The organism is Ruegeria sp. BHSC043 (genome assembly GCF_059612985.1).
On record NZ_JBXWRS010000029.1, the window covers coordinates 1 to 10,622 of the forward strand.

Here is a 10,622-nt window from a genome sequence, read left to right on the forward strand (position 1 = left end):
GCCGATTTCGCCGCCTCGATGGGGATGCAGACCACGGGAATCGGCGGCACGCAGGAAAACTACTACATGCTGCGCGAGGGCCAGAAATACTGGTCGGACCCGTGGCATTGGGCACAGGCTGCCATCGTGGCCGCCTGCCGCACCCATGGGGTGCTGCCGGTCGACGGGCCGTTCGGCGACTTCTCGGACGACGAAGGCTATATCGCGCAGGCGCGCCGTTCGGCGACGCTGGGCATGGTCGGCAAATGGGCGATCCACCCCAAGCAGATCGCGCTGGCCAATCAGGTCTTCACCCCGTCGGACGAGGCGGTGGCCGAAGCGCGCGAAATCCTGGCCGCGATGGAGCAAGCCAAGGCCAATGGCGAAGGCGCCACCGTCTACAAGGGGCGGTTGGTCGATATCGCCTCGATCAAGCAGGCCGAGGTGATCGTGGCGCAGGCCGAGCTGATCGCCGCGAACGGTTGACCGACCCATCGAGCCCAAACGAAAAAAGGCACCCGATCGGGTGCCTTTTTTTGCTAGGTTCAAAGACCCTCAGCGGCCAAAAACGTCGTTTGGCGTCCAAGTGAACCGCTCGCCCTGCTTGCCCCATTTCATCATCAGGCAAGAGGTCCCGTATTTCTGGAAATAATTGATCTTGAGCGGATACCACCCGGCTCGCGGTACCTCGACCTCGGTGCGCTGGTTGGCCTCGCACCCTTGGCGCCCGTTGAAGTAGCCGATCTGCTGGCCGCCGACATAGGCATCGATCCCGTCATTCGACCAGGTTTCCAATTCATAGATGCCCGGCGAGTCAAAGCGGATGTAGCCCGTGATCTCTGCCGCCACGTTGTAGGCTTGATTGTAGGTCAGAACCGGGTCGCCCTCCTCGGTATCGCGATAATCAAGTCCCCGCAGCGGCGCGCCCGGCTGGGCCTTCTTCATCATCTGCTTGGCCTTGGTGACTGTTTGAATCTTGCGCGGCGGATTGCCCTCCCACGCATATTTCACGTTCAACCCGGACTTCAGTCCCGAAGGTTGCGGATTGGCGGGCTGCAGCTTCAGCGGCGCGGCGTAGGACGCGCCTGCCACAAGTGCAACGACCGCGGCAGCCACCCCCTTGCAAAAAACGTTCATCGTCATCTCCCTGATCTGCGCCGCTTGAACCAGGCACAGCTTGATTGCGGCGATCTGCCTTGCGCCCAGACTACGGCGGGCCGGACTTTGCTGCAAGGCGCTGCGCCCATCCACTTGGCGATGGTTGCGTGAATTTGCCGCCCGCGCGGGACAAGCCGAGTTGCATCCGGGGCGACCTCGGGTCATATAGCGTGGAACTTTCGCGTTGAGAGGCGTCATGACCCAGTATCTGGATTTCGAAAAACCGCTGGCCGAGATCGAAGGCAAGGCCGAAGAGCTGCGCGCCCTGGCCCGCGCCAACGAAGAGATGGACGTGACCGAGGAAGCCGCTGCGCTGGACGCCAAGGCGGCCAAGCTGCTGGACGAGCTGTACCGGGACCTGACCCCTTGGCGGAAATGCCAGGTGGCCCGTCACCCCGAACGTCCCCATTGCAAGGATTATGTAGAGGCGCTGTTCACCGAGTTCACGCCCTTGGCCGGCGACCGCAACTTTGCCGACGATCTGGCGGTGATCGGCGGGCTGGCGCGGTTCAACGACCGGCCGGTGATGGTGATCGGACACGAGAAGGGCTCGGACACCAAATCGCGGATCGAGCGCAATTTCGGCATGGCCCGCCCCGAAGGCTATCGCAAGGCGGTGCGCCTGATGGACCTGGCCAACCGGTTCGGCCTGCCGGTGATCACGCTGGTGGATACGGCCGGCGCCTATCCCGGCAAGGGCGCCGAAGAGCGCGGCCAGTCCGAGGCAATTGCCCGGTCAACCGAGATGTGCCTGAAGATCGGCGTACCGCTGGTGTCGGTGATCATCGGCGAAGGGGGCTCGGGCGGTGCGGTGGCCTTTGCCACGGCCAACCGGGTCGCGATGCTGGAACACTCGATCTATTCAGTGATCTCGCCCGAGGGCTGCGCGTCGATCCTGTGGAAAGACGCCGAGAAGATGCGTGAAGCCGCCGAGGCGCTGCGCCTGACCGCGCAGGACCTGCACAAGCTGGGCGTCTGCGACCGGATCATCCCCGAACCCAAGGGCGGCGCACATCGCGATCGTCCGGCCACGATCAAGGCGGTGGGCAAGGCAATTGCCGACATGCTGAAAGAGCTGGACGGCAAGGATGCCGCCGTGCTGATCAAGGACCGGCGTCAGAAATTCCTGGATCTGGGCTCCAAGGGGCTGGCAGCCTGAGCCGTCAGCCGCCCAAGGACTGCAACAGGCTGACCGAGGGTTCACCCGTCACCGGCAGGCCGCTGGCGCGCTGATAGGCGCTGATGGCGGCCTTGGTGTTGTTCCCGATCACCCCGTCCGCGCCCTGCGTATCATAGCCCGCGGCCGTCAAACGGCGCTGCAGCGTCTTGCGGTCCTCGAGCGTCAGACCATTTTCATCCGGCCCGAACGATGCCCGGAACGGCGGGCCGCCCGCGATCCGATCGGCCAGATGCCCCACCCCGATCGCATAGCTGTCGGAATTGTTGTAACGCTTGATCACCTGAAAATTGCGGAACACGGCGATGCGCGGCCCCGGTTTCTGCGGCTGCAGGATAGCGACAGGCGTACCAGAACTGGCGGCCGGTGATCCGACCTCGCCCCCCCAAGGCTGGCCTCGCACCCAGCCCGCGCGCGACAGGTAGGCCGCCGTCGAGGCCAGCGAATCCGTCGGGTCGTCGGACCAGATGTCTCGCCGCCCGTCACCTGTGAAATCGACCGCATAGGCCAGGTACGAGGTTGGGATGAACTGCGTATGCCCCATGGCGCCCGCCCAGCTGCCGGCCATCATGTCGGGCGTCGTGTCACCGTTCTGCAGGATCTTCAGCGCCGCGATCAGCTGCTCTTCAAAGAACGCACCCCGCCGGCCATCATAGGCCAGCGTCGACAGGGCCGAGACCACCGGCACGTCACCGCGCCGCTCGCCATACCGGCTTTCCAGCCCCCAGATGGCCACGACGATTTCCTTGTCCACGCCATAGCGCGATTCGATCTGGGTCAGCGTGCCATTGTGACGCTGCAGCATCTGGCGGCCCTTGCTGATTCGCTCGTCCGAAGCGGCGATGGCCAGATAGTCCTCGAGCGAGCGCTTGAACTCGACCTGATTGCGGTCGCGCTCGATCACGTCGGGCAGATACCCCGCGCCTCGGAATGCCCGGTCGATGGTCGCCTGCGAGATCCCCTGACCGGCCGCGCGGGCCTTGAAACCGGCAACCCAAGCGTCCCAGCCGGCGTTGGGCACCGGCTGCATCCGCGTGACCGTGGCGTGGGTCTGCGCCGTCCCGCCCGCGCAGGCCGTCAGCAGGCCGGAACCAAGCCCCAGTGTAAACATCCGTCGATCGATCATGGCTGGCATCTGCTCTTGTTCGTTGTTGCCGCCAGCCTAGCGCAACCGCCCTTCCGACGCCAGCTTGGCGCCACGCGGCGAGCCAGATTTGCGCCTCTGCGCAGGTCTTTGCTCAGCTGACCAGCAGACGCAGCCCCTGGGTAACGTCCGAGCGCACCGCCAGCCGCAGGCCAGGCTCGTCCCCGGCCTTGAGCGCGGCGATGATCAGCTTGTGATAATGCGGCGGTTCGGTTCGGCGCAAGCGGCCATAAAGCGCCCGCATGGTCGGCCCCAGCTGCAGCCAGACGGTTTCCGCCATGGCCAGCATCGCCGGCGCTTGTGCGCGCAAGTACAGCGTGCGGTGGAATTCGAGATTGGCGCGGATATAGCCCACCGCATCACGCTTGGTCACCATTTCCGCGACCGACATGTTGATGCTCTGCAGCCGGTCAATCAGGGCCATGTGGGCCCGCGGCAGGGCGCGGCTGGCCAGTTCGACCTCGAGCAGCGCCCGCAGGGCCGCCAGCTCCTCGATCCGGTCGTTGCTGAGCTCGGGCGTCGACACCCGCCCCGAACTGGACAGAAACAACGCTCCCTCGGCCACGAGCCGGCGCACCGCCTCGCGCGCGGGGGTCATCGAAACATCGAATTCCTTGCCGATGCCGCGCAGGGTCAGGGCCTGCCCCGGCGCGATTTCGCCGTGCATGATGCGCGACCGCAAGGCGCGATAGACCTGGTCATGGGTGGCGGATTGCGAGTCGGGGTTTCGGGCGGTCTGCATGGCTCCATGTGATCACAAATCCCGACGGGGTCAACCGGAGCCTGCCTCGAACCGGTACCGGTGCAGTTCGGCCCCGTTGTCGCGCAGCCAGCGCCGCGGTGCTTGATATGGGCCGAACAGACGCTCGACCTGCGTCCAGAACGCCGGCGAATGGTTCATCTCGGCCAGATGGGCCACCTCGTGCGCGGCGACATAGTGCAGAACCTCGGGCGGGGCCAGAATCAGCCGCCAGGAAAACATCAAACCACCCGCCGAACTGCACGACCCCCAACGCGACCGCGTATCGCGCAGGGTGAGGCTGGAATAAGCCCGGCCCAGCATCGCGGCATAGTCATCGCAGGCCCCGGTCAGGCGATCCCGCGCCAGCTCTTTCAGGAACCGGGCCAGCCGCCGGGCCTCGGCCCCCTCGGGCACGGCAATCCGATCCGCCTCCAGGACGACGCGCCGCCTCTCCGCAGGCACGATTCGCCGGGGCACCCCCTCGACCGGCAGTGTCTGGCCGAATTGAATGACCACCGGCTCGGGACGGGCGCGAAGATGCTGGCGGATCCAGTCTTCTTTCCTGCGAGCAAAGCCGATCGCCTCGGATTCGGGAACGCTCTGCGGGTAGGTCAGCGTAACCCGGCCGTCCAATTGCGAGATTCGCAGGCTGATGCGGCGCGCGCGCGCCGATTGCCGAAGCGTCAGGGCGACAGGCGGGTGGCCGGGCAGTGAATGTCGCCCCATGGTGCATTCTCCTTGGCGCAAAGGCTTTGACAGTGCCCGCCGCATGTGGCAGGTGACCTGAATCGTTGATACGACTCACCTGATATCAAGGGGAATTGACATGCCCAAGGAAGAATGGGGCGTAAAGCGCGTTTGCCCGACCACCGGAAAGCGGTTTTACGACCTGAACAAGGACCCGATCATCAGCCCCTACACCGGCGAGATCGTTGAATTGGAAACCGGCAAGAGCCGGATGATCGCGGCGGATGCCGAAGATGCCGCATCCGTCAAGGCCCGCGAGGCCGCGTCGGATGACGACCTGGTACTGGACGATGACGACGCCGTCGATGTCGATCTGGACGACGACATCCTGGAAGACGATGACGATGACAACGTCTCGTTGGACGACATCACCGACGTCGCGTCGGAAGATGAAGATTCCTGAATTGGCGTGGGCGGCACCCGGTGCCGCCCCGCCCGGATCGGCGCATCGGATCGAACATCGACTTTTTTGACAGATTTTCGATTTTTGCTCTTGCACTCACCGACGCCGTTTCATAAACGTCCGTCCACCGCCACGGCGGTACCGGAATGGGGCCTTAGCTCAGTTGGGAGAGCGCTTGCATGGCATGCAAGAGGTCAGGGGTTCGACTCCCCTAGGCTCCACCAAATTTTTCTGCAAAACCCGCTATCCGACCGTCGCTGAGCCCATTTGGGCTTTTGGACGCGGTTACCAAGATCGACGCCCGTTCTGACGTGACCGGCGCGTTCGGAACCGGTGTGGTATGGCCTACGCCAAGCGGCCTGAGAACGTGAACGACGGCGACTTGCCAGCCGCCGCCCGTCAGCCAGGCACGTACCCTTGTGCCCTAGAACAGCTGAAGATCCTTTGCTCCGCTTCGGATCTCGGCGAGGTTCGGCATGTTCTGAACGACGACCGGCGCCGGAACTGTCCCAGGCATTGCCACGGTCGGTTTCGCCGCGACTGCCTTGCCGAAGGCCGGGCGATCCAGCTCTCCGCGGATATCCAGCAGCAAGGTCTTGTGGTCGGGCATCGTCTTGAGGATCTTTGCAAGATCCATCTTGGCCCCTTTCCACCATTGGAACCAGATCGGCTTTTTCAGCGGCCGCAGACGTTCGCGGATGCCGGGGCCGTATCCGGTGTCATAAACCTGCTTGCCCAGCAGAACCGTCTGATACACGCGATAGTCGAACAGGGTGGCGAATTCGATGTCGCGCTCTAGGGGCAGACGATTCTGCCACAGGTCGAGATTTTCGGCCAACCGATCCGGCACTTTCAACTGAGTGCGCGCGTCGATCCAGTACTGGTCATCCGTGCGATTGCCCAGACGATAATGCAGGCAGATGAACTCCAGAACCTCGTCATAGAGCTTGTTCATCTGCCGGTTGTACCGTGTCCTCAAAGAGGGCTCGATGGCCTTGGTCGGCAGATGTTCGGCAAACCAGCGCACCGCGTGATCGATCATGTGGATCGCGGTGCTCTCGAGCGGTTCGATGAACCCGCCCGCCAGACCGATCGCCACGCAGTTCTTGACCCAGGCGTTGCGCACGCGCCCGATCCGCATCGGGATCACGCGCGGAGTCGCGCCTTTGCCGCTGTCCCCCAACCATTCCAGGTATTCATCCGCCGCCTGATCGTCGGTCCGATGCGCCGAGGAAAACACATAGCCGGTGCCCACGCGGTTGAACAGCGGCACCCGCCATGTCCACCCGGCACCAAGGGCAGTGGCGCGCGTCAGGCTTTCGATCTTGTCCGGGTCGGGGTGTTCGATCTGCAACGCCATCGCGCGGTCGTTGGGCAGGTAATCCGAATAGTCCATGAAAGGTTCGCCAAGCGCCTGGTTGATGATCAGGCCGCGGAACCCGGTACAGTCGATGACCATTTCGATGTCATGACGGCCCTTGCGTTCGAGCATCAGGTGGCTGACATTTCCCTGCTCGTCCAGTTCGACCGACTGCACCTCGTCCTGGATGTGCTCGACGCCGCGCTTGGTGCAGACCTTGGTCAGCATCCCGGCAAATTTGACGGCATCCAGGTGATAGGCATACCCGAACCGCTGCTCGAACTCCGGCTGCCCCAGCGGCCGCGCGCCCTTGCACAGGCGACCCAGATCATCATGCGGTGCGATCGACTGGGTAAAATCCCGATCACCATTCCCGAAACGCAGGAAATATTCGGCGGCGTCCAGCCCCTCGATCATCTGGCCGTGGGCAAAGGGGTTCACATAGTCGATGCGATTGCCCTTGGCATCCTTGTTCCAGTTGCAGAACTTGACGCCCAGCTTGAAGGACGCATTGGTCTCGCGGAAGAAATCCCGCTCGGAAATGCCGGCCTGACGCAGCGTGACCGGCATCCGCGGCACGGTAGCCTCGCCAACGCCTACGGTTGCGATATTGGGGCTTTCGATCAAGCAGATACGCGGCCGGTCCTTTGGCGCCGATGTGCGTGAGAACACCATCTCAAGGATAAGCGCGGTCATCCAGCCTGCCGTGCCACCACCAACGATGGTGATTTTGCTCAAACGGTTGTTCATGTGGTTCTGTCCCTGTTGGTTTTATTTTTGGGCGTTATAGCAGCATATCCCGCTTCCACGAAGCATCAAGGTTGGCCGCGAGCCGATGGGCGGGCCCTTGAGCAAAACGGTTCGTCTGAACAGGAAAGCCAAGTGCCTGAAGCGGCGTGCCGGTCAATGACAGGGGCACCCCGAAGGATATTCATAGGGCGCGGAATCTTTCGCCGCCGTAAATCTTGGCCCGCCGGAGGTTGGGCTGTTTCCAGCTCCAGCACTCTGCACAACCGGTCTTCACACGGACCGCGCATATCAATGGGTGTGCTTCATCCAGCAGGATATGACAGCGAAGTGGAGCATGCCCGCTTTCGTCGACGGACCGACGCGCGGTCGATCACCACACGCTCCACTTGCATAATTTTTGTTTCTCACTGCAGATGCGTTGACCAATCTTGGTGATGATGTACGCGCGCAGGTATGCCTGTCTTTCGAGATCTACGCTACTCCGAACTCTGACAGTCGGCATTTTTTGCTGGAAATGCGTCGCTGAAAGTAAGGCGCTTACACCTAATGCGGGATGGTCCGCTGCGCTTACGAGGTCCGGCTCATTCTTCCTGCGATTGTCCCTTGAAACCCGGCCCTGAAAGACTCACCGGTTCCTTAGCTCAACTGGATAGAGCTACAATAGCGCCCAATTCACGTACCTGATTGATATTAAATGGCTAAAAACTGGTAATATCACCACAAAATTACCAAGTTGACTTGTCTACTGACATTGTCAATAAAAGCTCACCTGCGCCCACGTAATTCAACTGGATAGAATATCCGACTTCTAATCGGGCTGTTGGGGGTTCGAGTCCTCCCGTGGGCGCCACTTAACTAATTCTCCTGACGTTCGACATCCAAAGTCCGTTTTTCCGACAAAAAACGGGTTTTCTGGCGCGCCCACTTCGTGGTGGTCTGGTTTGATTGTTAGTTCGTCGTGGGCCTCAACGACACCTTGGAAGCGGTTCTCAGCCAGCAGAGAGGCCAGAACATGTAAGTCTTTTGCCGCCGCGCAATCCGGCCGAATCGGTAGCACAGCCAGCAACACGAAGACCCAAATACGAACGATAGGACCTTTCTTCATGTTCTCTTCATGTTCGCGTTCTCACCAAAATCACCGGGTTCAAGGCTCTGCGCAGGTAAAGCTTGCCGGATCGCGAGGATCGCCCGCACCGTCATACTGCGCCACTTTTGGATAGGCACATACGGGACGCGCGCCGGTACCGTGACCCAATGTCTCGCGCCAGACCGCCAACACGCTGTCGGGCGCAACTCCGGTTTCCACCCACTCATCGATCACGTCGAGATAATCGACCCAATCCGGGCCTATACCGCCGGAACAGTGATCCACACCCGGCATGATGAACAACCGCACGTCATCCAAGGCACTGGGGTCATTTGCCAATACTTCTTCATAATACTGGATCGTGCCATAGGCAGTTGCTGCCATGTCGTTCCACGAGTTGAAAAGCAACAACTTGCCGCCGTGGTCTCGAAATGCCGCAAGGTCGGGGTCAGTTGCATTCAACGTCTGCGCGGCGTCTGCGCGGCCGTCTTCACATCTTCGCGGAAAGTATCCCAGTCCTGTTCGGCATAACTCCAGTCAGGGTCGTGATAGACAAGGTATTGCAAAACCCCATTGCCGAACCCGAACAAAGCGTTTGGCATTGGCGGCAATTCAAATCCGCCCGCCGTTTCTACGCCCTCCTGGAAATGGCTCAGGTCCATGCCCACGTCCAGACCGCCAGTCATCCAGTTCCCCCAGCCTGACGGGCTAAGCTCACCGCCCACAGGGAACCCCGGAAAGAGCTGCCCTTGCGGGTCCTTCGGACCATCGTAAATGGCATTGGCAGCGGCGATCTGCTCTTCAGACAGACAACCGCTGTTCTGACCCTCGGTACAAGCCAATGTGGATACATCGAAGTCGCATTGGCGCGGGTCCATGAGGATGCCATCCTCAATGCCATCCAACGCATCGCATTGGGTCAGAACGGCCTCCCCAATCAGTTGCTGATCCTCAGGCCCAATCACGGCGCGCCCGAGATCGTTGGGGTCAGGGAACATGGCTTGGCTGATCAGCACCGCACCGGCACCCAGCGCGTGGGTCCAGTTATAGGCCGGCGCGCCTGCAACGATACCGTCGAAATCGTCCGGATAGCGCTGTGACTCCATCATTCCCTGCCCGCCGCCGCGCGAACATCCAATGAAAAGGTCGCGGGCACTGGGCTTTCCGTAATATTCCGCTGTCAGCGCCTTGGCCGTGACTGCCGTTCGATGCACGGCTTGGTGGCCAAAGCTTACGACTCGCTCAAGGTTGTTCAGGGCCCAGCTTGCGTCGATTGGGTGACCTTGATGGCCAGTGTCGGTACCCACCGTGGCATAGCCTTTCTGCAACGCACCATAGGCCAAAGCCACGTTGACGACCGAACCGACGAAACCACCACCACCACCCATGACAAATTTTCCATTCCACATGTCCGGCAACAAAAGCTCGAAATTGGTCTCGGTCCCGATCACCCCTGCAACCTTGCAATGAGCGACCGGTTCCGGCAGTTCCTGCACCGTTAGATATTTCACATCGGGAAGTGGTGGCAGCGTATCCACGCTACACTCGGATTGAGCCCATGCTGTTTGCGATATCGGAACAGCCAAACTTGCCAAAACCATTTTTTTAAAAAATTAACTAATCTTCCCCACGTTTTGCGCAAACGCAAAGAACTCTGCACGTTGGCAAAAATATCAAAATGATATGTATCAAAGAATTTTCCGAATCAAAGCGTGGCAGTCAATGTCCACGTAAGGCTCTTGCCAACGACTTGACCTGATCAACGAAAACTATTCGGCGCTTTTCTTGCTGAAACCACGTTTTGTTCAGGAGAGCCCCAAGAAAGTCCCTACGGGCTCCCTGTCACAGAATTGCCACACACCCATTTACCGCTCCTGCTGCTTCCACAGTGCTTCCACGGGAGTTTGCGGAACGCCGAAAGCCCTGCGTGATGCGGGGTTAAGCGTTTGTTTTGCGACGATATATTGGTTGCGGGGAGAGGATTTGAACCTCTGACCTTCAGGTTATGAGCCTGACGAGCTACCTGGCTGCTCCACCCCGCGCCATTTTTTTGGCGTTCGGCCTGCAGAGATTTT

General features: G+C 60.9%; 9 protein-coding genes, 3 tRNA genes and 1 pseudogene. 5 read left to right on the forward strand and 8 right to left on the reverse strand.

The genetic code is table 11. From position 1 onward, the window contains the following. A pseudogene (locus AC2FMM_RS18070) lies at positions 1 to 465 on the forward strand (L-malyl-CoA/beta-methylmalyl-CoA lyase); the annotation flags it as partial. Positions 466 to 534: 69 nt separating this feature from the next. On the opposite strand, the gene AC2FMM_RS18075 reads toward AC2FMM_RS18070, so the two are convergent. Continuing rightward, positions 535 to 1,116: a PA14 domain-containing protein gene (locus tag AC2FMM_RS18075; protein ID WP_496679453.1), complete on the reverse strand. Its 582-nt coding sequence runs from the start codon at positions 1,114 to 1,116 to the stop codon at positions 535 to 537. Between the two features lie 217 nt (positions 1,117 to 1,333). Here AC2FMM_RS18075 and AC2FMM_RS18080 point away from each other — a divergent pair, with 217 nt between their 5' ends. Beyond that, positions 1,334 to 2,296, forward strand: a complete 963-nt coding sequence (locus AC2FMM_RS18080; protein WP_496679454.1) for an acetyl-CoA carboxylase carboxyltransferase subunit alpha — start codon at positions 1,334 to 1,336, stop codon at positions 2,294 to 2,296. A gap of 4 nt (positions 2,297 to 2,300) precedes the next feature. Here AC2FMM_RS18080 and AC2FMM_RS18085 read toward each other — a convergent pair whose 3' ends face one another. The 3 genes from AC2FMM_RS18085 to AC2FMM_RS18095 all read right to left on the reverse strand — a co-directional run bounded on the left by AC2FMM_RS18085 (position 2,301) and on the right by AC2FMM_RS18095 (position 4,926). Further along, a complete protein-coding gene (locus tag AC2FMM_RS18085; RefSeq protein ID WP_496797331.1) occupies positions 2,301 to 3,440 on the reverse strand; it encodes a lytic murein transglycosylase in 1,140 nt (379 codons plus the stop codon). A 112-nt stretch (positions 3,441 to 3,552) separates the two neighbouring features. Further along, positions 3,553 to 4,200 carry an FCD domain-containing protein gene (locus AC2FMM_RS18090; RefSeq protein ID WP_490361228.1) on the reverse strand — a complete coding sequence of 216 codons (648 nt, stop codon included), beginning with the start codon at positions 4,198 to 4,200 and terminating at the stop codon, positions 3,553 to 3,555. A 30-nt stretch (positions 4,201 to 4,230) separates the two neighbouring features. Next, a complete protein-coding gene (locus tag AC2FMM_RS18095; protein ID WP_496797327.1) occupies positions 4,231 to 4,926 on the reverse strand; it encodes a M48 family metallopeptidase in 696 nt (231 codons plus the stop codon). Positions 4,927 to 5,026: 100 nt separating this feature from the next. Here AC2FMM_RS18095 and AC2FMM_RS18100 point away from each other — a divergent pair, with 100 nt between their 5' ends. Together AC2FMM_RS18100 and AC2FMM_RS18105 are read left to right on the forward strand one after the other, a co-directional pair. Next, on the forward strand, positions 5,027 to 5,350 hold the full coding sequence (locus tag AC2FMM_RS18100) for a TIGR02300 family protein (RefSeq protein ID WP_496679461.1): 324 nt from the start codon (positions 5,027 to 5,029) through the stop codon (positions 5,348 to 5,350). Between the two features lie 148 nt (positions 5,351 to 5,498). Further along, a tRNA-Ala gene (locus tag AC2FMM_RS18105) sits at positions 5,499 to 5,574 on the forward strand. Between the two features lie 200 nt (positions 5,575 to 5,774). On the opposite strand, the gene AC2FMM_RS18110 is transcribed toward AC2FMM_RS18105, so the two are convergent. Then, entirely contained in the window at positions 5,775 to 7,460 is a 1,686-nt protein-coding gene (locus AC2FMM_RS18110) for a tryptophan halogenase family protein (RefSeq protein WP_496797328.1), read from the reverse strand. A gap of 773 nt (positions 7,461 to 8,233) precedes the next feature. Here AC2FMM_RS18110 and AC2FMM_RS18115 point away from each other — a divergent pair. After that, positions 8,234 to 8,310: transfer RNA gene (locus AC2FMM_RS18115), tRNA-Arg, on the forward strand. Between the two features lie 294 nt (positions 8,311 to 8,604). Here the strand turns inward: AC2FMM_RS18115 and AC2FMM_RS18120 are convergent. The 3 genes from AC2FMM_RS18120 to AC2FMM_RS18130 form a co-directional block, all read right to left on the reverse strand. Further along, positions 8,605 to 9,009 (reverse strand): tannase/feruloyl esterase family alpha/beta hydrolase, encoded by a 405-nt coding sequence (locus tag AC2FMM_RS18120; RefSeq protein ID WP_496797329.1) that lies wholly within the window; start codon positions 9,007 to 9,009, stop codon positions 8,605 to 8,607. Next, positions 9,006 to 10,085, reverse strand: a complete 1,080-nt coding sequence (locus AC2FMM_RS18125; protein ID WP_496797330.1) for a tannase/feruloyl esterase family alpha/beta hydrolase — start codon at positions 10,083 to 10,085, stop codon at positions 9,006 to 9,008. The genes AC2FMM_RS18120 and AC2FMM_RS18125 overlap by 4 nt, the downstream gene beginning before the upstream one ends. Before the next feature lie 427 nt (positions 10,086 to 10,512). After that, positions 10,513 to 10,589, reverse strand: a tRNA-Met gene (locus AC2FMM_RS18130). Positions 10,590 to 10,622 lie beyond the last annotated feature (33 nt).

Coding starts and splice junctions, on each gene's coding strand:
- AC2FMM_RS18080 (WP_496679454.1), top strand. CDS start 1,334: ATGACCCAGTATCTGGATTTCGAAAAACCGCTGGCCGAGATCGAAGGC.
- AC2FMM_RS18090 (WP_490361228.1), bottom strand. CDS start 4,200: ATGCAGACCGCCCGAAACCCCGACTCGCAATCCGCCACCCATGACCAG.
- AC2FMM_RS18110 (WP_496797328.1), bottom strand. CDS start 7,460: ATGAACAACCGTTTGAGCAAAATCACCATCGTTGGTGGTGGCACGGCA.
- AC2FMM_RS18075 (WP_496679453.1), bottom strand. CDS start 1,116: ATGAACGTTTTTTGCAAGGGGGTGGCTGCCGCGGTCGTTGCACTTGTG.
- AC2FMM_RS18100 (WP_496679461.1), top strand. CDS start 5,027: ATGCCCAAGGAAGAATGGGGCGTAAAGCGCGTTTGCCCGACCACCGGA.
- AC2FMM_RS18095 (WP_496797327.1), bottom strand. CDS start 4,926: ATGGGGCGACATTCACTGCCCGGCCACCCGCCTGTCGCCCTGACGCTT.
- AC2FMM_RS18085 (WP_496797331.1), bottom strand. CDS start 3,440: ATGATCGATCGACGGATGTTTACACTGGGGCTTGGTTCCGGCCTGCTG.